This is a genomic window from Burkholderia sp. FW306-1C-G01B, assembly GCF_058781685.1.
On record NZ_JBYSWZ010000002.1, the window covers coordinates 419,576 to 442,544 of the forward strand.

Here is a 22,969-nt window from a genome sequence, read left to right on the forward strand (position 1 = left end):
GCCGCCGCAACGCATCGCATGCTGGATCTACGACAAGGACTTGCCTGACTCTCTCTAAGCTCAAGGCTCCCGATCAGTCGCGTCGCATCGCACATCGCGAACGTCAAGGCGTCCGGGATGGTCCACCCGCTCGACGAATGGGCGCGACTTTGAACTATGCATGTAATACCGACGATGCCAGCACCGGGCCAATCCCATCGGCATTCGGACTGACACAATCAATCGGTTGACACGTTCAAACGCGTGTTCTTGACTGGAGTCGCGCGTCGTTAAGAATTATGGCGTGCTACTGATCATCAGGATCATTACCTGGGAGACAAATGATGGTATATCGCTGCTCTCCACGAACCCGATTGGCCCAATCCCGTCTACTGACCAACGCAGTTTCCGCCGCACTCCTCGCCATCATCGCAGCACCCGCTCAAGCGCAATTCCCGGCACCGACACCACATTCGCAGCAGGCCTTCGATCCGGCCACCAACTTCACCTCCCGGTGGACACGGGCGGATGCCCGCCAGATCAAGGCCATATCCCTTCCCACCACAGTCGGCGGGAACTCCCTTCCCCCTGCGCTCACCATGCCGAACATCCCCGCAGACTTTCCTGATACCAATGCCGATTTCTGGGTATGGGATACCTGGCCTCTCGCCGATCTGCACGCGGTGCAGCTCAGCTACAAGGGCTGGGATGTGATTTTCTCGCTGACCGCCGACCGCCACGGCGGTTATTCGTTCGATGACCGGCACGTGCATGCGCGGATCGGGTTCTTCTACCGCAAGACCGGGATTCCCGCGTCGCAGCGGCCCGCGAACGGCGGGTGGACCTTCGGCGGCCATCTGTTCCCGGATGGCTCGAGCATCAAGGTCTTCGGCCCCACCGTGCCGATCACGCAAAACGCCGAATGGTCCGGCTCGGCCCGCCTCACCAACGGCGCTAACCTCAGTATCTACTATACGGCGCTAGCGTTTAACAAGACGTCCCCGAGCGGCCCGGACATCACGCCGCCGGTTGCGATCATCACGCGTGCGGACGGCCATATCCACGCGGACGCCACGCATGTGTGGTTCGACGGCTTCAACGACCACCAGGCGCTGCTGCAACCCGACGGCGTCCTGTATCAGAATGGTGCGCAAAATAATTTCTACAACTTCCGCGACCCGTACGTGTTCCTCGATCCGGCTCATCCGGGCGATACGTACATGGTGTTCGAGGGCAACACTGCCGGCCCGCGCGGGGCGCCCACGTGCACTGCCGACGACCTCGGCTATGTGTCCGGGGACCCGTTCGCGGAGACTGTGGCTGCGGTGAATGCGTCAAGCGCGGTACTGCAGAAAGCGAACGTCGGCCTCGCGATCGCGACGAACCCTCAGCTCACTGCATGGAAGTTTCTCCCACCGATTCTGTCTGCGAACTGCGTGGACGATCAGACCGAGCGGCCGCAGATCTATCTGTCCAACGGTAAGTACTACCTTTTCACGATCACCCACCGTTCGACCTATGCGACCGGCGTTGACGGGCCGGATGGGGTGATGGGCTTCGTCGGCAACGGCATTCGCAGCGACTTCCTGCCGATGAACAGGGGGAGCGGCCTGGTGCTCGGAAACCCGACCGACCTCACTCAACCGGTCGGCTTTCCATTTGCGTTGGACCCGAACCAGAATCCGCGGACATTCCAGTCGTATTCGCACTATGTGATGCCCGGCGGTCTGGTCGAGTCCTTCATCGACGCGATCGGCCCACGGCGCGGCGGCTCGCTGGCGCCGACCGTGAAAATCAACATTGGCCTCACATCGTCGGCGGTCGACCTGACCTATGGCACCGGCGGTCTGGGCGGATACGGCGATATCTCAGCCAACCGGCCCGCTCTCGGTCGGGGCGGCGCGAACAATGGAGGAGGCAACGCGCCGTAAGCTGGCCTGACTGTTACAGGGTGAGTTGTACGGTGAGCAGCATACCCGTACGCCACCCGTCTCGATCCGGGTGCGGCCTCGTGGCCGCACCTGACATGCTTTGCGACTGCCAATGCAGCTGCGCGCCTCGCGCGAAAAGTCTGGATGTGCCGACCATCTGCAATACGAGCGTTCCAGCCCAACCAGCCCAGCGCTCATTGCCCAACGCCGGGCACGTTACGATCAGACCGTGTGCAATCCAGAATATGTTCTGTAGAGCATCGCAACTCGCCAATAATGTCGGCGACGTTCCGCGCGGCACGCGTTTCTGACTGGGCGAAGCAGATATTCCCGATTGTCGACGCGGACTCAGGTGTCGGATCCCGATGGTCGAGCACTTGCACGCCAGCACTTAGGCACGGATGACTGCTTGTGTGCTTGGAATCTGCCGTTGAGGTCGCGCTGGGTCGACGGGCCGAAGTGGGTCGAACAGCCCCATCCCCGGAAATCCGCGAAGAAACAAAAAAAAGCGCGAACCGCAGTTCGCGCCAAAGAGAGACCTCGCTGAAGACGTCGCTGCTCCAAACCACCCCACTCAGAACGAATGCCGCATCCCGATCCGCACGTCGGCCTGCGTCTGCGTCGTCGACGGCGTGAAGCTGTAGCCGACCACCGCATCGACGCCGTGCGACGCGCGCAGGTAATCGCCGGAGATATATACGTCGGTGCGCTTCGACAGCAGGTAGTGCAGGCCCGCCGTGCCCTGGTTCCAGTGATGGCCTTCGAAACGCGTATGCTGGTAGCCCGCGATCAGGCTCAGCGCCGGCGTGAACTGGTACAAGCCGCCGCCTTCATACACCTGCATGTGCGACGACTGGCCGAAACCCTTGATCGTCGTGTACGAGAAGTTGGCGTCGAGCGTCAGCTTGCCGATCGTGTAGCTCGAGCCGATGCCGAACGTGCCCTGGCTGTCGACGTCCATCGGCGTGTTCGCGAACAAGTCGGTGCGCGCGCCGGTCGCCGGATCGACGGTGACGGTCTGCTGGCCGAGGAACGTATGCGTGCCGATCATCGCGTACGGGTCGAACGCGTAGATGCCGTTCGGGTTGTTCAGGCGCGTGTACGCGGCGCCGATCGAGAAGTCGCCCTTCGTGAAGCTCGCGCCCGCGCTCCATGCGCTGTTGCGGTGGAAGTTGCCCGCGACGTTGCCGAACGAGTACATCGCGCCGAACTTGAAGCCGCTTAGGTCGTTCGACAGGAACTTCACCGAATTCGGCAGGCGGTCGCCGTTGAAGCGGTCGAAGTCGCCCTGGTGGATCGCATAACCGCTGCCCCACGCCGAGATGTTGTAGATCGACACGAGTTCGTTCGTGATGTCGAGCTGGTTGCCGAACGACAGCGTGCCCCAGTCGTTCTGCAGGCCGACATACGCCTGCCGGCCGAACTCCGCGCCGCCGAAGCCGAGCTGCCCGTTGCCGAGGTGGAAGCCGCTCTCGAGGGTGAACACGGCCTTCAAGCCGCCGCCCAGGTCTTCCGTGCCCTTCAGGCCGAAGCGGTTCCCGTATGCGACGCCGTCGTCGAACTTGACCACGTGCGAACCGCCGGTGTTGTTCACATACGTGATGCCCGCGTCGAGAATCCCGTACAGCGTCACGCTGCTTTGCGCGTGCCCGATGGCAGGAATACAGGCCGCGCATGCAAGCGCGGCGGCTACGGCGACTTTCGTGTGCTTCATTATCGACCACCCTCCCTGAACCGTTCGATGGAAAGAATCTCGTTCCGGCGCGTGCCGCGATACGCCGGTGGATTCAAATTCGGTACGCCCGCTGGCTTCGGCATTTCGTTTTTCGCAATAACGCAGCCATTGGCGAAAAATACAAACCCATATTTCACGTCACCCGTCTGAAGGCGACACTAAATGGTCACGATGCGACCGGTCGGGAAAACACGTAGACGGGCGGCACGGCAAAAACCGGCCGCCCGGGGAGCGGTCAACGGTCGTCGAGGGCCGTTCGCACGGCCGGCAGGCCCGGTGCGCCGGCGGCCGTCGTCACGCCGTCCAGCCAGCCGGCGACCAGCGCCGGGTCGGCCTTCAGCGCATGCTGCGCCGCGAGCGCGGGCGACGTTTTGTTATCGAGCATGTCGGCGATCATCCGGTTCTCGACGTCGACGGAGAACGTCATCTGCCGGAACAGCCGCGCAAGGTTCGCGCACTGGCCGGCAAACCCGGCGCGCGTGACTGTGTTGACCGTCGCGCCGCCGTAGTTCGGTCCGAAGTACGCGTCGCCGCCCGACAGGTAGGTCAGATGGAACTTCGTGTTCATCAAATGCGGCTCCCACGCAAGAAACACGATCCAGCGCTTGTCGCGCACCGCGCGCTCGACCTGCGTGAGCATGCCCGTCTCGCTCGATTCGACGAGCGACCAGTTCGCCGTACCGAGCGCGTGGTCGGACAGCATCCGCTTGATGTTCTGGTTCGCGGGCGCGCCGGGCTCGATCCCGTAGATCTTGCCGCCGAAGCGGTCTGCATAGCGCGCGAGATCGGCGAACGTATGCACGCCCGCGGCCGCGACGTAGTCGGGCACTGCAAGCGTGAACTTCGCGCCGCTCAGGTTCGCGTGCAGCACGTCGATCGATTTTTCATCGACGAACGGCTTCACGAGCGGCGCCTGCGCGGGCATCCAGTTGCCGAGGAACACGTCGACCTGCCCTTTCTTGAGCCCCTGATACGTGATCGGCACCGACAGGTTCGCCACGTCCTGCCGGTAGCCGAGCGCCTTCAGCACGACGCCCGCCATCGCGTTCGTCGCGTCGATGTCGGTCCAGCCGGGCGCCGCCATTTTCACGTCGCTGCACGTCTGCGGGTCGGCCGCATGCGCGCCCTGCGTCGTCATCAAGCAGGCGGCCGCGGCGAGCGCCGCGCCGATCCGGATTGCTGCATTGCATTGCCGTTCCATCGCCAGCTTCCTCCGTCGTTCGTCAATGATCGCGATGCGGAGCGCTCAGCGCCCGACCCGCGGAAAACGCGCCATCGCCTCGAGCGTGTCGAGTTCGATGTGATTGCGCATGTAACGCTGGCTCGCGTCGGTGAACGGCTGCCAGTCCCACGCGTGGATGCGGCCCTGCGTCGCCGCCACGTAATGGAAGCGCCGGCGCCGCTGGCTCGCGCGCACCTGCCGGTCCAGCTCGGGCAGGTTCCAGCGCTGCGCGGCTTCAACGCGGAACGCCGCGAGCACACCGGCGGCTTCCGGCGAGCCGGCGAGATTCGTGAGTTCGCGCGGGTCGTCGGCGAGGTTGTAGAGCTGGTCGGGATCGGCCGGGCAATGCACGTACTTCCAGTCGCCGCGGCGGATCATCACGACCGGCGCGACCGCGCCTTCCGCCAGGTATTCGCCGAGCGCGACGTCGTGCGCGGGCGTGCCGTGCAGGTGCGGCACGAGGCTCGCGCCGTCAACCGGGTCGGGCCAGCCGCCGGCGGGCGCGGCGCCGGTCAGGTCGACGAGCGTCGGCAACAGGTCGACGTGCGACACGGGCCCGCGCACGCGCGCGGCGCCGAAGCGGCCCGGCGCATGGACGATCAGCGGCACGCGGCAGCCGCCTTCGAAGAACGTCATCTTGTACCAGAGCCCGCGCTCGCCGAGCATGTCGCCGTGGTCGGACGTGACGATCACGATCGTGTCGTCGGCAAACCCGCACTGCTCGAGCGCGGCCAGCACGCTGCCGAACTGCGCGTCGACGTAGGAGGTTGCGCCGTAGTACGCGCGGCGCGCGGCGCGGATCTGCGCGTCGGTCGGCGGCGTGCGGTCGTTCTCGCAGACGAAGCGCAGCCGCTGCGAATGCGGGTCGCTGTCCGCTGCATCGAGCCGCACGGCCGGCATGTCGATCTCGTCGTCGCGATACAGATCCCAGTATTCGCGCGTGATCGCATACGGGTCGTGCGGATGGGTCAGCGACACGACCATGCAGAACGGCCGTGCGTCATGCCCGGCCGCGCGTTCGCGCGCAACGTCGTACAGCTTCTGCTTCGCGGCGAACGTGACTTCGTCGTCGAAATCGAGCTGGTTCGTGCGCACGCACGGGCCCGCGTCGAGCACCGAGCTCATGTTGTGATACCAGCTCGGCCGCTCGGTCGGGTTGTCCCAGTCGGGCACCCAGCCGAAATCGGCCGGATAGATGTCGGTCGTGAGCCGCTCCTCGAAGCCGTGCAACTGGTCGGGCCCGCAGAAATGCATCTTGCCGGACAGCATCGTCCGGTAGCCGCCCGCGCGCAGGTAGTGCGCGAACGTCAGCGTTTGCGCCGGCAATTCGGCGGCGTTATCGTAGGCGCCGATCCCCGACGGCAGCTTGCCGGTCAGCAGCGAGAAACGTGACGGCGCGCACAGCGGGCTCGCGCAGTACGCGGCGTCGAACACCACGCCTTGCGAGGCGAGCCGGTCGAGCGTCGGCGTGCGCGCGACACGGTTGCCGTACGCCGGCAGCGCGAACGGCGCGAGCTGGTCGGCCATCAGGATCAGGATGTTGGGTGTCGGGTTCGTCATCGGCGGTCGTGGGGAAAACGATGTTCGAATGGAACGGCGCGCCGCTTTGGCAGCGAGACGTCCGGCATGACGGATGCGGCCCGAAGAAAGTGCCGCGCATGCCCGCCGCGACTGGCTAGAATCGCTGAAAGGCCTGGCGCGGCGGCCGTGAAGCGCGTGTGCCGTACCGTCCGATGCACTATCGCCCGCCCGAATTCGGGCGGGAAGGCGTCCCGCCCTTATGGGGCCATTAGAAGGACTTATGTCGAAATCCGAACCGTTACCGTCGATGCAGGCGCTGCGCGCGTTCGAATCGGCCGCCCGGCTCGCGAGCTTCACGGCCGCCGCGCGCGAGCTCGGCTCGACGCAGCCGGCCGTGAGCCAGCAGGTGTTCCAGCTCGAGGCCGAACTCGGCGTGCCGCTGTTCGAGCGCAGCCCGCGCGGCGTCACGCTGACGGCCGACGGCCAGTGCCTGTACGAAGCCGTGCGGCTGAGCCTCGACACGCTGCGCGGCGCCACCGCGACGCTGCGCGCGCGCCGCGAGCACGGCGCGCTCACGATCGTCACCGACTTCGGCTTCGCGACCTACTGGCTGATGCCGCGCCTGGCCGGCCTGAAGCGCGTGATGCCGGATGTCGACGTGCGCGTCGTCACGTCGCAGGATTACGACGCGCAGCGCGACCACGGCGACATCGCGATCCTGTTCGGCGACGGCCACTGGCCGTCGTGCACGGCCGCGCGGCTCTTTCCGGAATCCGTCACGCCCGTGTGTTCGCCCGCGTTCCGCGACGCGCATCCGCACGTCGCGCGGGCCGACCAACTGCTCGCGCTGCCGCTGCTGCACGTGCAGCCGACGCGCCCCGAGCGCTGGCTGTCGTGGTCCGGCTGGTTCGACGCGCACGGCCTCGACACGGCGGCCGCCGCGCGCGGCGTGACCTTCAACAGCTACGCGCTCGTGATCCACGCGGCGCTGCTCGGCGAAGGCGTCGCGCTCGGCTGGTCGCCGCTCGTCGACGAGCTCGTCGCGTCCGGGCAGCTCGTGAAGCTCGTCGACGCGCCCGTCGTCACGTCGCGCGGCTACTTCCTGGTGCGGCCGCCGCAGCGCCCCGAGCCGGACGCGACCCACGTGTTCCGGCGCTGGCTGCTCGACGCGTGCGCAAGCGCCTGACGAAGCGCGCCTGCCCCCCGCGCGCTGGCGCACCGATACCAGCCACACGGCGCGTTGGTTCTATCCTCCCCAAAATCGTCCTGATTTACTTGAGTCTCCCGCAACCCGCGCGGCGCGGCGCTTTGGTGCGCTGCCGCACGGCCGTGCACCCCATGCCATCCGAGGATTCTCATGACCGCCGAGCACCGCCCCGATCAATTCGTCCTGACACTGTCGTGCGCGAGCGCGGCCGGCCAGGTCGCCGCCGTCGTCGGCTTTCTCGATCGCCATCGCTGCTATGTCGATGCGCTGAACGTGTTCGACGACGATCTCAGCAACCGCTTCTTCGTGCGCTGCGTGTTTCATCCGACGGATGAAACGCTGCAGATCGACGCGCTGCGCCAGGAATTCGCGCCGATCGCGGCCGGCCTCGGCGGCGACATGCAATGGGCGATCCACGACGTGAACGCGCGGCCGAAGGTGCTGATCATGGTGTCGAAGCTCGAGCACTGCCTCGCGGACCTGCTGTTCCGCTGGCGGATGGGCGAACTGAAGATGGACATCGTCGGCATCGTATCGAACCACCCCGATTTCGAGCCGATGGCCGCGCAGCACGGGCTGCCGTTCCGGCACTTCCCGATCACGGCCGAAACCAAGGCGCAGCAGGAAGCGCAGTGGCTCGACTTCTTCGAATCGAGCGGCGCCGAACTCGTGATCCTCGCGCGCTACATGCAGGTGCTGTCGCAGGAGACGAGCGCGAAGCTCGCGAACCGCGCGATCAACATCCATCACTCGTTCCTGCCCGGCTTCAAGGGCGCGAAGCCGTATCACCAGGCGCATGCGCGCGGCGTGAAACTGATCGGCGCGACCGCGCACTTCGTCACCGACGATCTCGACGAAGGCCCGATCATCGAGCAGGTCGTCGAGCGTGTGGATCACGCGCTGCGGCCGGAGCAATTGCTGGCGGTGGGGCGCGACGTCGAAAGCATCACGCTCGCGCGTGCGGTGAAGGCGTTTATCGAACGGCGGGTGTTCTTGAACGGGGATCGGACGGTGGTGTTTTCGTAAAGCCGGTACGCTGCAAGCGGGATCGACCGCCCGTCACGCGGAAGCCGACGGCACGCGCGAAGGCGCCGTGCCGATTCGCCGCTCACGGCAACCGACTCCGTTCGGCCTGCTTCAGCGCCTCGCGCGCGGACTTGAGCTGCACGCGCGTAAAGGCCAGCGCGTGCGCGGCGAGATCGTGACTGTCTTCCCACAGGTTGCGCCAGATCGCGAGGATGCCTTCGAGCGGCTGGCCGACGACACGCGACGAAAAACTCTCGAACGCGATCGGCCCCGTATAGCCGCCGAACACCAGCGCACGAAATACCGCGGTGAAATCGACGTTGCCCGACCCCAGATACCCGCGATGCGAATCGCCGATGTGCACGTAGCCGAGCTGCTCGCCGGTGTCGCGGATCGCCGACGTCACGTCCGACTCCTCGATATGCATGTGGTACGTGTCGAGATGCACCTTCACGTTCGGCCGGCCGATGCGCCGGCACAGCTCGACACCCTGCGACGCGGTGTTGAGCACGTTCGACTCGTAGCGGTTCACGACTTCGAGCCCGAGCGTGATGCCGCTTTGCGCGGCCGTGTCCGCCACCTGCGCGAGGATGTCGGCGGACATCGCGACGCCGGCGGCCGTCGTCGGCGTGAAATTCTTCTGGAACGCCGAATACAGGATCCCGCATACATGCGTCGCGCCGCAGTCGCGCGCGACACGCAGCGCGGCCTCGAGTTTCTGCTTGCCGCGCGCGGCCTTCTGCGCATCGCCGCTCGAAATGTCGGATTGCGCATCGAGCCCGAGCGAGAACGTGATGCCGAGCCCGTACCGTTCGAGTTCGCGCCGCGTGAACGCGGCGTCGATCGAATCGGGATCGAGCGCGGGTACCTCGATGAAATCGAAGCCCGTCTCGGCCGTATTCGCGATTGCGCGCGCGCATGCGTCGCGGCTCCAGCCGGCCTCCCAGACCAGCGCATGTACGCCAAGCTTGTTCATTTCGTCTCCTTCCGTTGAGAGGGTTCGAGGCCGCCGAGCGCCGGCGTCGCGATTCGATTGCGATTGCGCGGCCGCGACGCATGCCGGGCCCATGCCCAGCGCACCAGCATCACCGCGAGCAGGAACGCGCCCCACAGCGCGGTCGCGAGGTGCTGGCTCGCGCCGAGCAGGTTGAGGCCCGATGCGATCACCTGCAGGATCACGAGCGCGATCACGACCGGCGCGACGCGACCGAAGCCGCCGAACGGATCGACGCGCCCGAGAAAGCAGGCGAGCACCGAGATCAGCAGGAACGCTTCGCCATGACCGACCCGCACCGAGTTGAAGCGCGACAGCATCACGACGCCGGCCACGCCGCACATCAGCCCCGACAGCATGTAGATGCGCGTGATCGCCCGCGTGGTCGAGATGCCCGAGTAGCGCGTCGCTTCCGCATTCGAGCCGATCATCCGCGTGACGAAGCCGAGCCGCGAATACGTCATCACGACGTGCCACAGCAGCGCGCAGCCCGCGAAGATCCACAGCGGCGCCGGCACGCCGAGCCACTGCCCGTTGCCCATCGCGCGGACGACCGGCGGAAAACCGGAAATGTCGCCGCCGCGCGTCAGGAATTCGCCGAGACCGCGCAGGAAGATCATCGCCGACAGCGACACGAGGATCGGGCTCGCGCCCGTATGCGCGATCACCGCGCCGATCAGCCAGCCGGCCGCGGCGCCCGTCGCGAGCGCCGCGGCGATGCCGAGCGCGACCGCCGCGATGCCGGCCTCCGGGCCGCCGTGCGACTGGATCACCCACGCCATCGCGAGCCCCGCGATGTTCGCGGTGAACGTGACGGCGAGGTTGAAGCCGCCGGACACCAGCGGCATCAGCATCGCCAGCGTGAACAGGCCGAGCTCCGGCAGCTGGAACGCGATCGACGCAAACGTGCCGCCCGTCAGGAAACGGTCGGACGCGACGCTCATCGTCGCGACGATGCACGCGAGAAAACCCAGCAGGCCGGCCACGTCGGCCGGAACGGACAGCGCCGGAAAGCGCCGGGATTCGGCGTGTCTCATGATCATGTCCTCGCGCGCGGCGACAGGAAGCGCGAGCCGACCAGCCGCGCGACGCCGTCGCTCGACACGGTGATCGCGACCAGGATGACCGCGCCGACGATCATCTTGAATGCGTACGGCGACACGCCGAGCAGGTTGAGCCCGTTCGCGGTGATCGACACGAGCAGAATGCCGAGAATCGCACCGAGCACCGTGCCACGCCCGCCGCCGAGTCGCGCGCCGCCGAGCACGACGGCCGCGAGCACGTCCAGTTCGCGGCCGTACAGCGCGTTCGGCACGATCTCCTGCACGTAGTGCGCCTGCATCAGGCCCGCGATGCCCGCCATCATCCCGAGCCAGCCGTATGCGACGTAATGCATCGTCGCGAGATCGATGCCGACGCGCCGCGCGGCTTCCGGGTTGTCGCCGGTCGCATAGAGCTGGCGGCCGAGCGTCGTGCGCCGCAGCAGGAACCACGTCGCGACGACGGCCGCAGCCATCACCGCGACCGGCAGCGCAAGCGATGCGACGCCACCCGGCGTATCGGCCTGCACAAGCGTGACGCGATTCGTCCACCAGTCGGGCAGGTCGTAGATCGATACGCCGCCCGTCACGAACATCAGCCCGCCGAAGAAGATGTTGAAGGTCGCGATCGTCGCGACGATCGACACGACGCGAAACCGGTAGATGATCGTCGCGTTCACCGCGCCGAGCAGGATGCCGAAGCAGGCCGAGACCGCGAAGCCGAGCGCCCAGTTGCCGCCGCCGAGCCGCATCAGCGTGAGCGCCGCGAGGTACTGCACCACCGATGCGCCGACCGCGAACGATATGTCGATGCCGCCCGCGATCAGCACGATCAGCAGCCCGACCGCGAAGATGATGTTGACCGCACTCTGGTTGAGCAGGTCGAACAGGTTGGACAGCGTCAGGAAGGTCGGCGTAGCGATGCCGAGGCCGACCGCCATCGCGACGATCACCGCGAGCAGCCACGCTTCGGTCGAGCCGATGCCGAATATGCCGGGCTTACGCATGGACGTCTCGCTCGATGTGATCGATCGGCGTGCCGCCCGGCACGTACTCGGCGACGATACGGCCGTCGCGCATGTGCAGGATGCGGTCCGAGTTGAAGTACACCTCGGGAATCTCGTCGGAAATCAGCACGATCGCCATGCCTTGCGCCGCGAGCCGGTGAATGATCGCGAAGATGCCGGCACGCGCGCCGACGTCGACGCCGACCGTCGGCGAATCGAGGATCAGCAGCTTCGGCTGCGTCGCGAGCCATTTCGCGAGCACGATGCGCTGCTGGTTGCCGCCCGACAGCGTCGACACCGCGTCGTCGGGGCCGCCGATCTTCACCGCGAGCCGGGCGACCCAGTCGCGGATCAGTGCATCGCGCCGCCGCGGCGAAATCAGCCGTGCCGCACCGAGCAGGTCGTCGAGCACCGCGATCGCCGTGTTGTCGCCGATCGATTGCGGCTGCACGAGGCCCAGTTGCAGGCGGTCTTCCGACACGTACGCGATGCCCGCGCGAATCGCGTCGCGATTGGAGCGCAGCGACAGCGGCCGGCCGTCGAGCGCGATCGTGCCGGCGTCCGGCCGCGTCATCCCGAACAGCGACAGCGCAAGCTCGGTGCGCCCCGCGCCGAGACGCCCCGTCAGGCCGAGGATCTCGCCGCGCCGCACCTCGAACGACACGGCCTCGTATTCGCCGCGCCGCGACAGCCCGTCGACACGCAGCATCGCGGCCGCGGCCGACAGGTCGGTCGTGCGCACCGCGTAATCGAAAGTGCGCCCCGTCATCAGCTCGGTGAGCCGCGTCTGCGTCATCCCCGCCGTCGGAAACGTGCCGACATAGCGGCCGTCGCGCAGCACCGTCACGCGCGCGCATACGTCGAGCACTTCCGCGAGCCGATGGCTGACGAACACCACCGCGATGCCGTCGGCCGACAGGCGGCGCACGATCGCGAGCAGCGCCTGCGTCTCGGCATGGCTGAGCGACGCGGTCGGCTCGTCCATGAACACGAGACGTGCCTGGGCGACGAGCGCGCGCGCGATCGCGACAACCTGCCGCTGTGCGATCGTGAGCGTACGCACCGGCCTGCCGAGATCGAGCTCGACGCCGAGCCGCGCGAGAATCTGCCGCGCGGCGACCTTCATCCGCCCGTAGTCGACCAGCCGTGGACGCGCGCCGAGGTTCTGCTCGAACGCGATGTTCTCGGCGACCGTCATCTCGGGGAACAACGCGAGGTCCTGCCAGATCACCTGGATGCCGAGCGCGCGCGCACGCGCCGGATCGAGATCGCCGGCCGGCTTGCCGTCGAAGCGCATCACCGCGCCGGACTCCGGGAGATGGACGCCGCTCACGATCTTGATCAACGTGCTCTTGCCGCAGCCGTTTTCGCCGGCCAGGCACAGCACTTCGCCCGGCATCACGTCGAACCGCACCTGCTGCAGCGCCTGCACGCCACCGAACGTCTTCGACACGTTGTCGAGTTCGAGCAACGGCGCGTCGGCCTCGAACGCGGCCGGCGGCGGGCTCGCCCGGCCGGACGCCGCGAATTCACGGGAATGGGCAGACATCATCGCTACGCTCCGGTGCGGCCTGCTATGAAACATCGGGAGAACCGAACGACTTCATCGCGCGGCGCGTTGCGCCCGCGTGCATGCCGCTCACAGCCCCTGCTTCGCGAGATCGTCGACGGTTTTCGCGTTCAGCTCGACGAGCTGGTTCACGATCAGGTTGTGGCCTTCCGGATGCACGACGCCGAGCCCCGGAATCGTCATGCCGTCCTTGACCGGCTGCCCCTTCGCGAGCATCGTGCCAAGCGTGACGAACACCTCGCCGGCCTGCGCGGGGTTCCACATGTAGCCGCCGTTCAGCACGCCGTCGTGCACGAGCCGCCGGCCCTGCCCCGGGGAGGACGGCCCGAGCACCACGACCTTGCCCTTCGCCTGCTTCTCGGCGACCGCGCGCGCGGCGCCGATCGGCCCCTGGCTGCCGAACGCCAGGATCGCCTTCAGGTTCGGGTGCGCGCGCATCAGGTCGAGCGCGGTCTTGCGCGACGCGTCCACGTCTTCGGCCACGCCGTAGCGATCGCCGACGAGCTTCATGTCCGGATAGTTGGCCTTCAGATACGCGATCGCGGCATCGGCCCACGCGTTATGCAGCGGCACCGTCAGCGAGCCGACGAACACCGCGTATTCACCCTTGCCGCCCACCGCCGCGGCGAGGTTCTTCGCGTACGCCTCGCCGAAGCCCTTCGCGGAGGCCAGCTCGAAATTCCAGTCGGTGTTCTTCTGCTTCGGCGATTCGTGCGTGATCACCTTGATACCTGCGGCCCGCGCGCGCTGCAGCACCGGCTCGAGCACCTCGGCATCGTTCGGCACCACGCCGATCACGTCGACCTTCTGCGCGATCAGGTCCTCGATCGCACGCACCTGCAGCGCCGGGTCCGCGCTGGTCGGCCCGACCATGAACGCCTTCACGCCGAGTTGCTCGCCGCGCTTCCTGATGCCCGCGTCCATCGCGTTGAACCACGGAATGCCGCCGATCTTCACGACGACCCCGATCACGGGCTTGTCCGGCGACGCCGATGCGATGCCCGTCGCGAGCGCGAACGCAGCCACGCCCGCGCATACCTTGCGCAAGAAATTCACCGACATGTCTCCTCCATCCGAAGGCGACCGTCGCCGGGCTTCCGGGCTCCGGCATGGCGGTCAGTTGCTAAATCCATTCAGCAAACCGTTTCGTGTATGCTGAATCCATTTAGCTTCGACGGAAAGCATGGGAAAACCCTGATAGGGCATCGCGCCCTGAAACGCATACCGTCGGCATCATCGGCACAAGAACGCACACGAGGGGAGCGACGACGCAGATGGCCCGCACGACTACCGGACGCAAGTCCACGATCTACGACATCGCGAAAGCAACCGGCTCGTCCACGTCCACGGTCAGCATGGTGCTGAACGGCAACTGGGCGCGCTACCGGATCAGCGAGGAAACGGCCACGCGCATTCTCGACAGCGCCAAGGCGCTCGGCTACAACGTGAACCTGAGCGCGCGCGGCCTGCGCCTGTCGCGCTCCGGGCTGGCGGGCATGGTCATTCCGCACTACCGCAACCGCTTCTTCGCGGGGCTCGCCGAAACCTTCGAGGACGAGGCACGCCGGCGCGGCCTGTGCCCGATCGTCGTCGGCACGCAGCGCGACCCGGACGTCGAACTGAACGTCGCGCAGACGCTGCTCGCGCAGCGTGTCGAACTGCTGTTCATTGCCGGCGTGCGCGACCCGGCACCGCTCAATGCGCTGTGCGACGCGGCCGGTATCCCGTCGATCAACGTCGACCTGCCGGGAGCAGGTGCGCCGTCGGTCGTGTCGGACAACCGCGCGGGCGCGCGGGCGCTGACCGACGTGCTGATCGACAAGATGCTCGCGCGCGGCAATGCGCCCGACGAACTGATCCTGCTCGGCGGCATCGCCGGCGAATATGCGACCGAGATGCGGATCGCGGGCTTTCACGACGCGTTCGCCGCGCGCGGCCTGCCGCCGCCGCCGCACGACGCGATCGAGCGCTGCGGCTACGCGCCCGCAGCCGCGCGCGAGGCGCTGGCGCGGCGCTACGACACGCTCGGCCGGCTGCCGGCCGGCATGCTGACGAACTCGATCACCTCGTTCGAAGGGCTCGTGCGTTTCGCGTCGGAGCTGCCGTGGGACATCTGGCAGCGCACGGCCGTCGGCTGCTTCGACTGGGACCCGTTCGCCGCGCGCCTGCCGTTCGACGTCACGATGCTGCGGCAGGACGTGCAGCGGCTGATCGCGGAAGCGTTCGCGCTGCTCGATGCGGGCGACGCCGGAGACGCCACGCCGCATCCGGTCGTGATGGTGCCGACGCGCTTCATGCGAACCCTCGACGACGACATGCGCGCCAGCGACGCAGAGCCGGCCGGCTGAGCGCACGGACGCGGAATGAAGAAAGCCCGTCCGGTCGTGCGACCGGTCGGGCTTTCTTCATGCTGCGCGACATCGTGTCGTGCTCGCCGGGACCGTGTGCGGTATCCGTTCCCGGCGAACGACGTGTCAGATGCTCACTTCACCCACGCAAAGTAATACGACAACCAGATCGTCAACCCCGCGCCGATCAGCGCCGCGTAAGGCATCAGATTCAGCCACATGCTGCGCTTCGGCACCTCGAGCTCCATGTCGCGCTGCATCTGCGCCGGGAACCGGCCGCGATCCTGCCAGTAGTGGCGATAGAGAAACACCGGCACGATCAGCAGCATCGCGATCAGACCATTACGCAGCGTGCCCTCGCCCTGCAGGTTCGCACCCGCGCCGACATACACGAGGTTCGCATAGCCGCAGATCGCGCCGCCGACGAGCAGCCATGTCGGGCAGCGGAACGGCCGATCCCAGTTGCCGCGATCCATCCGGTGGATCCAGCCCGACTGAAGATTCAGGAATACGAACAGCATGTAGCAGACGTTCGAGATCGACAGCACCGTCATGTAGTCCGACATCATCAGCAACACGAGGTTGAAGCCGAGATCGGTCCACATCGCGCGGGTGGGCGAGCCGTGCTCGTTCACGTGCGACAGGTACTTCGGCAGCCAGCCGTCCACCGATGCCTGGTACAGCGTGCGCGACGAGCCCATCATCGACGTCATCACGATCAGCAGGATCGACAGCATCAGCATCACGACGACCGCATTCGCAACCCACGCGCCGCCGCCGACGATCTTCGCCATCGCGGCCGCGACGCCGGTGCCGTCGCCGATCGCCGGATCGAGCATCGCCTGCGTGCCGAGTGCACCCTGGAACGCCAGCGGCACGAGCGTCATCACGACGAGACACAGCGCACCCGACCAGAAGATCGCCTTCGCGGTGTCGCGGCGCGGATCGCGGAATTCGCGCGTGTAGCAGACAGCCGTCTCGAAGCCGTACGACGCCCAGCCGGCCATGAACATCGCACCGAGCGCCATCGTGACGCCCTGCCCGTTCCACGAACCAAACGTCGCTGCCGTGAGATTGCCTTGCGCGTCGTGACCGAGCGGCAGCAGCGGGAGCAGGTTCGACATCGGTACGTCACCGGTGACGAACGGCACGATGCCGACGATCAACAGCGGCGTGAGCGATGCGATGCCGAGAATGCGCTGCGTGCGCGCAGCCTTCGATGCACCGCTGTGCTGAAGCTTGAACGTGATGAGAAGCAGGATTGTCGCGATGATGAACGTCGCGTTGATCCGCAGGGACAGACCAGGCTTGATAAAGCTCAGGTCCGCTAACTTGAGCTGCCAGTGCAGCACCGCCGCGTTGGCGGGGAAGAGACTCGTGAGTGCATAGCTCGCCGCGAGGCCGCAGCCGAGCGCAAGCATCGGCGACCACGCGAGCCAGTTGCACCACACGGAAACCGGGGCAATCAGCTTGCTGTAACGGACCCAGCCGATCGCGCCATACACCGACGCGCCGCCCGATTTATGAGGAAATAGCCCCGATATTTCCGCATAAGTCGCGCTTTGGATCAGACCCATCGTGATCGCGGCGATCCAGATCGCCCACGCGGGCTGGCCGATCGTCGCGCATACGCCGCCGATCGTGAACAGCACGCCTGCCGGCACGCCGCTCGTTACCCAGAATGCGTCTTTCCAAGTCAGGCCACGATGCAGCGTGTGGCCCGTCGAATCATGTGAGATCGTTGCCTCAACATCACTGGTGCGGTTCGCACGCAGTCCTGCTTGACTCATCCATATCCTCCTGTGATGACTCTGCACAAGGGCCGTAGTGTAACAACTTAAGCACTTTTTTGCAGAATCAGTAAAAGAAAACCGGGATATGGCTGCATGAATTCACGATTATTTCGGATTCCTGCATGCCATTCCCGGCGTATTTTTTATGGTGCTTCGTATGACAAAGCTCTTGGTGCTTACTGCGCGCCTTCCGTCCACGAATTCACGCGGTCGGCATGCGCCGCGATCCACGCGTCGGCGGCCGCTTCCGGCTTCGAACCGTTCTGGATCGCCAGCATCACGCTGTCGATTTCACCCGGCTTCCACTGGAATTTCTTCAGGAACGCGACGACCGGCTTGGCCTTCGTTTCGAGGCCCGGATTCGCGACGCTGTCGACGTGCTCGGCGCCGCCGAATACCTTCTTCGGATCCTCGAGGAAGCGCAGCTTCCACTTCGCGAACATCCAGTGCGGCGCCCAGCCGGTCACGATGACCGGCTTGTTCGCGTTGACCGAACGCGACAGCTCGGCCGTCATCGCGCTGCCCGAGCTCGGCATCAGCGTGTAGTTCAGCCCGTAGCTCTTGATCGCTTCGTCGGTCTTGCGCATCACGCCGGCGCCCGCATCGATACCGACGATCCGGCCGCCGAAACTGGCCTTCTCCGCATTCAGGTCGTCGATGCTCTTCGCCTTCACGTACGCGGGCACGATCAGGCCGATCTTCGCATCCGGGAAATTCGCGCCGAGGTCGACGACCTTGCTCTTGTACTCATCCCAGTACGAGCCGTGCGTGACCGGCAGCCATGCGGACAGCGTCGCGTCGAGATCGCCGCGCGCGACGCCCTGCCACATGATCCCGGCAGCGACCGGCACGAGCTGGACCTGGTAGCCGAGCTTCTTCTCGATGACGCGGGCCGCGACGTTCGACGTGGCAACGCTGTCGTCCCAGCCTTCGACATAGCCGATCTTCAGCGTCGGCTTCGTATCGGCAAGCGCGGACGCGCTCAATGCCACCATTGCCGACAGTGCGCCGGTCCACAACAGTTTTCCGAACAACTTCATGGTCGATCTCCTTGATATGCGCCTGCGCGCGTTGCCTCTCTAGGTTCTTCAACCACAAATCCGCGGTATCGTTGTTTTCCGACGGATGCTTGTCCGGACGCGACGCGCCCGGACAGCCGATGGCGCGTTTTGACTACTTGTCGATCACGAGATCGGTCAGCGGCTTGCTGCAGCACAGCAGCACCATCCCCTGGTCGATCTCGCGCTGGCGGATGCCGCCGTTGTGTTTCATCTCGACCTGCCCCGACACGAGCTTCACCTTGCAGGTACCGCACATGCCCTGCGTGCACGAGGCCGGCAGCCGCACGCCCGACTGGCGCGCCGCGTCGAGCACATGCTGCTCCGAGCCGCACGCGATCTCGCGGTTGCTTTTCGCGAAGCTGACCGTGTACTGCTTCGTCCCGGCGTCGCCGCCTTCGGCCGGCGGCGCGAGATCGGCGAGCAGCTCGTCGCTCGCGGTCTGCGCAAGCGTTTCGAACGAGAAGCTCTCCTCGTGATACTGCTTGCGATCGAAACCGGCTTCGTCGAGCAGGTCGCGCACGGCCTTCATGTACGGCGCGGGGCCGCACGTGAAGATTTCGCGTTCCATGAAATCCGGCGCGATCAGCTTCAGCAGCGGCAGCGTCAGGAAACCCGTGACGCCCGGCCAGTTGGTGCGCGCACCCACGCGCTCGACGACGAACGACGTGCGGAAATTCGTGTGATTCGACGCGATCAGGTCGAGCTCGCGCGCGAAGATGATGTCGTCCGGCGTACGCGCGCTGTGCACGAACAGGATGTCGCGGTCTTCCGCGAGATCATGGTGTGCGCGGCTCATCGACATCAGCGGCGTGACGCCCGAGCCGGCCGACAGGAACAGGTACTTGCGCGCCGGATGCCGCGCGCACGTGAATTCGCCGGCAGGGCCGAGCACCCGCACCGATGCGCCCGGCTGCAGGTTGTCGTGCAGCCAGTTCGACACCTTGCCGCCCGGCACGCGCTTGACCGTGATCGACACCGTGTGCGGCCGCGCGGGCGACGACGAGATCGTGTAGCAGCGGTTGATCGTTTCGCCGTCGATGTCGAGCTCGAGCGTGAGGAACTGCCCGGGTTCGAACGAGAACGCGCGACCCTGCGGCGAACGGAAGAAGAAACTCTTCACGTCGTGCGTTTCCTGCCGCACCTGGCAGCACACCAGCGTTTCCTCGACGTCGCTCGTCCAGCGCTCGGGAAGAGCGTTCCAGAACGCCGGGCGCGTCACCCGGCTGTCCGTCGGCTCGAATTGGGCCGCATCTCGCATCATGTCTAACTCCGCTTGCTGTTCCGCTGACGACTACGCGCCGGTTTTTTCGGCGAGCCGGCCGATGTACCAGGACGAGAATTTTTCGACGAGACCTTCCGTGTACGGCGAATACGGGCCCGGCTCATACGCGCTGCTGTTCGCGCCGCGCTGCGAGAATTCGACGAGCGCACGATCCTGGTCGTTGGTCGCGTTCCACACGGCCGTGAGGTTCTTCACGTCGTAGTCGATGCCTTCCTTCGCGTCCTTGTGCACGAGCCACTTCGTGCGCACGAGCGTCTTGCCGGCCGACAGCGGGATCACCGAGAACGTCACGATGTGATCGCTCATGAAGTGGTGCCACGAGTTCGGCTGCGTCCAGAACGACAGCCCGCCGAGATCGGCCTTCTCGAATCCACCAAGCAGCTTCTTCGACGCGACCTTCGCATCGAGCGTCTGCGATTCGCCGCTGCGGTCGAGCGGCAGGCGCTGCGTGCGGAAGCCCGTCACGTCGAGCAGCTTCTCGATCTCGGCGGACGGCAGGCCCATCTCGGCCCACTCCTTCCCGCGCCGGACGCACGTCTCCGCAAACGCGTCCATGCCCTCGGCGTTGGCGTCGGAACGCTGGTAGCCGAAGCCGTATTCGTACAGCGAGATCGTCAGCTCCGGATGGTTCGCGACGCAGTGATAGCACTCGCGGTTGTTCTCCATCGTGAGCTTCCAGTTGCCTTCCTCGATGATGTCGATCTGCGCGGCGATCTTCGTGCTCGGCAGGTCGTGCGGCAGCAGGTACGGCTCCATCTCGGCGCGCATCTTCGCGAAGTCGACCGGCGGCTCTTCGGCGAGGCAGATGAAGATCAGGCCCGCGAGGTTCTCGACGTGCACCGACTTCAGGCTGTGCTTGCAGCGGTCGAACTGCTCGCCCATGTGCTCGGCGAACATCAGCTGGCCCGTCAGGTTGTAGGTCCAGCTGTGGTACGGACACACGATGTTGCCGACCGAGCCTTTGTCCTCGTTGCACAGGCGCGCGCCGCGGTGACGGCATACGTTGTGGAACGCGCGGATCGCCATGTCGTCGTCGCGCACGATCAGGATCGAATCGCTCCCCAGTTCCACGGTCAAGTAGTCGCCCGGCTCGGGAATGTCCGGCTCGACCGCCACCTGGATCCAGTGCTGGCGGAAAATCGCCTCCATGTCGAGCGCGAAAATTTCCTCGCTCGTGTAAAACGGTGCGTCGAGGCTGTGCCCTACCTTGCGCCGCTCGATCAGTGCACGAATGTCTGCCGATACTTTCATCGTTTGCTCCGGATTCCTTGCATCCCTGGGTTCTTGCCGACAGGCATCAAAATCAGTAGTCGATGAGCTGATGCTCGCGCAAATACGCGAGGATCACTTGTGCTTTTTCGACCGAACTCCCTTCATTTACGACGTTGCCGCCACGGCTTTCGGTCGTCGTCGCGGACAGCATCCGGGCATGCCCGGAGCGCTTCTCGGCGGCGACCAGTTTTACGGGTTTACGCTCGATCGGACCGACCGCCCACGCGGCCGCGTCGGCGTCCGCGCCGGGCGCCGCGAGCGCCGGCCGGATCGCGCCGGCACGCAGCCGCGCATACGCGTAGCGCGGCTCGGCATTGGCGAGCGGATGGACGGCGACGACGGCCGGCAGCGCGGCGTCGACGCGGCGCCGCAGCCCCTTCGGCAAAAATTGCCGCACGGCTGCACGACCGCCGTCGACCGTCACGTCGACAGCCGAGCCGACCAGCGGATAACCGAGCGCTGCGGCGATGCGATACGGCAGCATCCCGGTGTCGTACGCGCCCTCGGCGCGCGTGCCGGTCAGCACGAGGTCGTAGCCTTCGACGCGCGCGGCGAGCGCATGCACGGCATCGTCGCCGTCGCGGCAGGCCAGCACTTCGACCTCCCGCGCGCCGAGCGCGAGATATTCGGCAAGCGCCGCGTTCGCGGGGTCGCCTGCGTGGATCACGTCGAGCTGCGCGCGATGCCGTTCCGCAAGCTGGCGGCCGGTTTCGAGCGCAGCCGCGTCGTTGCGGCTGTAGCGCGCGACGCCGCTGACCGGGTGCCGGCCGACGGACACGAGCACCGCGATGCGTTGCAACTGGCGAGGGGCGTTCATGCTGCGACTCCTTCCGGTTCACGGTTGCCGACCGCGGCCGGCGATTGTCCGCGCGCGACCCGCGCGGCCTGCACCTGTTCGATCAGCGCGGCGATCGTCGCCTGCGCATCGCCGACCACCGTCAGGTTCGCGCGCTTCGCGATCGGCGCGCTGCCGTCGAGGTTCACCGCAATCACGTGGCGGCAGTCCTTGATCCCCTGCAGATGCTGCACCGCGCCCGAGATGCCGAACGCGATATACACGCTCGCCTCGACCGTCTTGCCGGTCGCGCCGACCTGCTTGTCGCGCGTGAAGTGGCCGTTGTCGACCGCGACGCGGCTCGCGCCGATCGCCGCGCCGAATGCACCGGCCAGCCGCTCGAACGCGCCGATGTCGGACACGCCGTTGCCTGCCGACACGATGAAATCGGCTTCCTCGAGCGCGACCCGCGCCGCATCGATTTCCTCGAGGCCGAGATCGCGATACGGCTGCGCGGCATCATGGGCCGGGCGGATGAAATCGGCGGCCAGGCGTTCGCCCGCGCCGACGAACGGCAGCTTCGCGTCGACCGCGTTCTGCGCGAGCAGGATCACGTCGGGCAGCCCGCGCGTCGCGAACGCGCGGCCGGCCTGCGCATACGCGCCGACATGCTTCGCGTCGATCTCGACCACGTGGGTCGCGACGCTCGCGCCGGCGACCGCCGCGTAACGCCGGCCGAGATCGCCGTCGCCCGTCGCGTTGTCGGGCACGAACACGTGCTTCGGCGCGAGTGCTGCAACACACGCCTGCAACGCTTGCAATTCGCTTTCAGGGTCGAATGCGCGGCGATCGAAGCCGGCGAGTTCAACCAGCTTGTCGACGCCGAGTTCGGCCACGTCGTCCTTCAATTCGCCGAATGCGAGCAGCGCGACTTCGGTCTGGACATCGGCGAGCAATGCTGCGGCAGCAATCGCCTGCCGTGCATGCTCGTCGAGCGCGCCGCGTTCGCCGTGCGCGACCACCAGCATCGTGTGCTTCGGCTCCTGCACCGCGCGGCGCGGCTTCGCGGCAGCCGCGTGGCCGTGCGCGGACCAATGCGCGGCGCTCGCGTCGGCGCTGCCTTCCTCGCCGAGCGTGATGCGCTTCAGGCCCGCGGCCGTGATGATGAACGGCCGGCGCGGATCGATTCGTTTGATCGTATTCATC

Annotated in this window: 18 protein-coding genes; 4 read left to right on the plus strand and 14 right to left on the minus strand. The window is 66.3% G+C overall.

Annotated features, from left to right (window positions below; translation table 11 throughout):
* Positions 1–323: 323 nt before the first annotated feature.
* Complete coding sequence (locus AC3WLY_RS06230; RefSeq protein ID WP_425130125.1) at positions 324–1,910, plus strand: glycoside hydrolase family 68 protein; 1,587 nt, start codon at positions 324–326, stop codon at positions 1,908–1,910.
* 574 nt (positions 1,911–2,484) lie between these two features.
* On the opposite strand, the gene AC3WLY_RS06235 is transcribed toward AC3WLY_RS06230, so the two are convergent.
* The 3 genes from AC3WLY_RS06235 to betC all read right to left on the minus strand — a co-directional run bounded on the left by AC3WLY_RS06235 (position 2,485) and on the right by betC (position 6,427).
* On the minus strand, positions 2,485–3,624 hold the full coding sequence (locus AC3WLY_RS06235; RefSeq protein WP_492308066.1) for a porin: 1,140 nt from the start codon (positions 3,622–3,624) through the stop codon (positions 2,485–2,487).
* A gap of 256 nt (positions 3,625–3,880) precedes the next feature.
* The gene (choX, locus tag AC3WLY_RS06240; protein ID WP_492308065.1) at positions 3,881–4,846 is read right to left on the minus strand and encodes a choline ABC transporter substrate-binding protein; all 966 of its coding nucleotides are present in this window, start codon (positions 4,844–4,846) and stop codon (positions 3,881–3,883) included.
* A gap of 45 nt (positions 4,847–4,891) precedes the next feature.
* Positions 4,892–6,427 carry a choline-sulfatase gene (gene betC, locus AC3WLY_RS06245; RefSeq protein ID WP_492308064.1) on the minus strand — a complete coding sequence of 512 codons (1,536 nt, stop codon included), beginning with the start codon at positions 6,425–6,427 and terminating at the stop codon, positions 4,892–4,894.
* Between the two features lie 241 nt (positions 6,428–6,668).
* On the opposite strand from betC, the gene AC3WLY_RS06250 reads away from it, so the two are divergent.
* Together AC3WLY_RS06250 and purU are read left to right on the plus strand one after the other, a co-directional pair.
* Positions 6,669–7,574, plus strand: coding sequence for a choline sulfate utilization transcriptional regulator (locus tag AC3WLY_RS06250; RefSeq protein WP_065501307.1), 906 nt, complete (start codon positions 6,669–6,671; stop codon positions 7,572–7,574).
* A 171-nt stretch (positions 7,575–7,745) separates the two neighbouring features.
* Positions 7,746–8,621 (plus strand): formyltetrahydrofolate deformylase, encoded by an 876-nt coding sequence (gene purU / locus AC3WLY_RS06255; protein ID WP_175962241.1) that lies wholly within the window; start codon positions 7,746–7,748, stop codon positions 8,619–8,621.
* An 82-nt stretch (positions 8,622–8,703) separates the two neighbouring features.
* On the opposite strand, the gene AC3WLY_RS06260 is transcribed toward purU, so the two are convergent.
* The 5 genes from AC3WLY_RS06260 to AC3WLY_RS06280 all read right to left on the minus strand — a co-directional run bounded on the left by AC3WLY_RS06260 (position 8,704) and on the right by AC3WLY_RS06280 (position 14,294).
* A complete protein-coding gene (locus tag AC3WLY_RS06260) occupies positions 8,704–9,597 on the minus strand; it encodes a sugar phosphate isomerase/epimerase family protein (protein WP_174378555.1) in 894 nt (297 codons plus the stop codon).
* Positions 9,594–10,652 carry an ABC transporter permease gene (locus AC3WLY_RS06265; RefSeq protein WP_175962240.1) on the minus strand — a complete coding sequence of 353 codons (1,059 nt, stop codon included), beginning with the start codon at positions 10,650–10,652 and terminating at the stop codon, positions 9,594–9,596. The genes AC3WLY_RS06260 and AC3WLY_RS06265 overlap by 4 nt, the downstream gene beginning before the upstream one ends.
* 2 nt (positions 10,653–10,654) lie before the next feature.
* Complete coding sequence (locus AC3WLY_RS06270; RefSeq protein WP_492308063.1) at positions 10,655–11,662, minus strand: ABC transporter permease; 1,008 nt, start codon at positions 11,660–11,662, stop codon at positions 10,655–10,657.
* The gene (locus tag AC3WLY_RS06275; RefSeq protein ID WP_492308062.1) at positions 11,655–13,214 is read right to left on the minus strand and encodes a sugar ABC transporter ATP-binding protein; all 1,560 of its coding nucleotides are present in this window, start codon (positions 13,212–13,214) and stop codon (positions 11,655–11,657) included. Before AC3WLY_RS06275 ends, AC3WLY_RS06270 begins: the two co-directional genes overlap by 8 nt.
* 87 nt (positions 13,215–13,301) lie before the next feature.
* Positions 13,302–14,294: a substrate-binding domain-containing protein gene (locus AC3WLY_RS06280; protein WP_492308061.1), complete on the minus strand. Its 993-nt coding sequence runs from the start codon at positions 14,292–14,294 to the stop codon at positions 13,302–13,304.
* A gap of 212 nt (positions 14,295–14,506) precedes the next feature.
* Between AC3WLY_RS06280 and AC3WLY_RS06285 the strand changes: the two genes are divergently transcribed.
* A complete protein-coding gene (locus tag AC3WLY_RS06285; RefSeq protein WP_492308060.1) occupies positions 14,507–15,580 on the plus strand; it encodes a substrate-binding domain-containing protein in 1,074 nt (357 codons plus the stop codon).
* Positions 15,581–15,714: 134 nt separating this feature from the next.
* Here AC3WLY_RS06285 and AC3WLY_RS06290 read toward each other — a convergent pair whose 3' ends face one another.
* The 6 genes from AC3WLY_RS06290 to AC3WLY_RS06315 form a co-directional block, all read right to left on the minus strand.
* A complete protein-coding gene (locus AC3WLY_RS06290) occupies positions 15,715–17,370 on the minus strand; it encodes a trimethylamine N-oxide permease (protein WP_175962235.1) in 1,656 nt (551 codons plus the stop codon).
* Between the two features lie 179 nt (positions 17,371–17,549).
* The gene (locus tag AC3WLY_RS06295; protein WP_310132331.1) at positions 17,550–18,413 is read right to left on the minus strand and encodes a glycine betaine ABC transporter substrate-binding protein; all 864 of its coding nucleotides are present in this window, start codon (positions 18,411–18,413) and stop codon (positions 17,550–17,552) included.
* A gap of 133 nt (positions 18,414–18,546) precedes the next feature.
* Positions 18,547–19,695, minus strand: coding sequence for an FAD-binding oxidoreductase (locus AC3WLY_RS06300; RefSeq protein ID WP_310132329.1), 1,149 nt, complete (start codon positions 19,693–19,695; stop codon positions 18,547–18,549).
* 30 nt (positions 19,696–19,725) lie between these two features.
* Positions 19,726–20,967 (minus strand): SRPBCC family protein, encoded by a 1,242-nt coding sequence (locus tag AC3WLY_RS06305; RefSeq protein ID WP_310132328.1) that lies wholly within the window; start codon positions 20,965–20,967, stop codon positions 19,726–19,728.
* A 52-nt stretch (positions 20,968–21,019) separates the two neighbouring features.
* Positions 21,020–21,805 carry an electron transfer flavoprotein subunit beta/FixA family protein gene (locus AC3WLY_RS06310; protein WP_492308059.1) on the minus strand — a complete coding sequence of 262 codons (786 nt, stop codon included), beginning with the start codon at positions 21,803–21,805 and terminating at the stop codon, positions 21,020–21,022.
* Positions 21,802–22,968, minus strand: coding sequence for an electron transfer flavoprotein subunit alpha/FixB family protein (locus AC3WLY_RS06315; protein ID WP_175962231.1), 1,167 nt, complete (start codon positions 22,966–22,968; stop codon positions 21,802–21,804). The genes AC3WLY_RS06310 and AC3WLY_RS06315 overlap by 4 nt, the downstream gene beginning before the upstream one ends.
* Position 22,969: the final 1 nt, after the last annotated feature.

Excerpts from the sequence above, each read along its gene's own strand:
- AC3WLY_RS06290 (WP_175962235.1), bottom strand. The coding sequence starts at position 17,370 with ATGAGTCAAGCAGGACTGCGTGCGAACCGCACCAGTGATGTTGAGGCA.
- AC3WLY_RS06305 (WP_310132328.1), bottom strand. The coding sequence starts at position 20,967 with ATGAAAGTATCGGCAGACATTCGTGCACTGATCGAGCGGCGCAAGGTA.
- AC3WLY_RS06295 (WP_310132331.1), bottom strand. The coding sequence starts at position 18,413 with ATGAAGTTGTTCGGAAAACTGTTGTGGACCGGCGCACTGTCGGCAATG.
- AC3WLY_RS06235 (WP_492308066.1), bottom strand. The coding sequence starts at position 3,624 with ATGAAGCACACGAAAGTCGCCGTAGCCGCCGCGCTTGCATGCGCGGCC.
- choX (WP_492308065.1), bottom strand. The coding sequence starts at position 4,846 with ATGGAACGGCAATGCAATGCAGCAATCCGGATCGGCGCGGCGCTCGCC.
- AC3WLY_RS06315 (WP_175962231.1), bottom strand. The coding sequence starts at position 22,968 with ATGAATACGATCAAACGAATCGATCCGCGCCGGCCGTTCATCATCACG.
- AC3WLY_RS06280 (WP_492308061.1), bottom strand. The coding sequence starts at position 14,294 with ATGTCGGTGAATTTCTTGCGCAAGGTATGCGCGGGCGTGGCTGCGTTC.
- betC (WP_492308064.1), bottom strand. The coding sequence starts at position 6,427 with ATGACGAACCCGACACCCAACATCCTGATCCTGATGGCCGACCAGCTC.
- AC3WLY_RS06285 (WP_492308060.1), top strand. The coding sequence starts at position 14,507 with ATGGCCCGCACGACTACCGGACGCAAGTCCACGATCTACGACATCGCG.
- AC3WLY_RS06275 (WP_492308062.1), bottom strand. The coding sequence starts at position 13,214 with ATGATGTCTGCCCATTCCCGTGAATTCGCGGCGTCCGGCCGGGCGAGC.
- purU (WP_175962241.1), top strand. The coding sequence starts at position 7,746 with ATGACCGCCGAGCACCGCCCCGATCAATTCGTCCTGACACTGTCGTGC.
- AC3WLY_RS06310 (WP_492308059.1), bottom strand. The coding sequence starts at position 21,805 with ATGAACGCCCCTCGCCAGTTGCAACGCATCGCGGTGCTCGTGTCCGTC.
- AC3WLY_RS06250 (WP_065501307.1), top strand. The coding sequence starts at position 6,669 with ATGTCGAAATCCGAACCGTTACCGTCGATGCAGGCGCTGCGCGCGTTC.
- AC3WLY_RS06260 (WP_174378555.1), bottom strand. The coding sequence starts at position 9,597 with ATGAACAAGCTTGGCGTACATGCGCTGGTCTGGGAGGCCGGCTGGAGC.
- AC3WLY_RS06265 (WP_175962240.1), bottom strand. The coding sequence starts at position 10,652 with ATGAGACACGCCGAATCCCGGCGCTTTCCGGCGCTGTCCGTTCCGGCC.
- AC3WLY_RS06230 (WP_425130125.1), top strand. The coding sequence starts at position 324 with ATGGTATATCGCTGCTCTCCACGAACCCGATTGGCCCAATCCCGTCTA.
- AC3WLY_RS06270 (WP_492308063.1), bottom strand. The coding sequence starts at position 11,662 with ATGCGTAAGCCCGGCATATTCGGCATCGGCTCGACCGAAGCGTGGCTG.
- AC3WLY_RS06300 (WP_310132329.1), bottom strand. The coding sequence starts at position 19,695 with ATGATGCGAGATGCGGCCCAATTCGAGCCGACGGACAGCCGGGTGACG.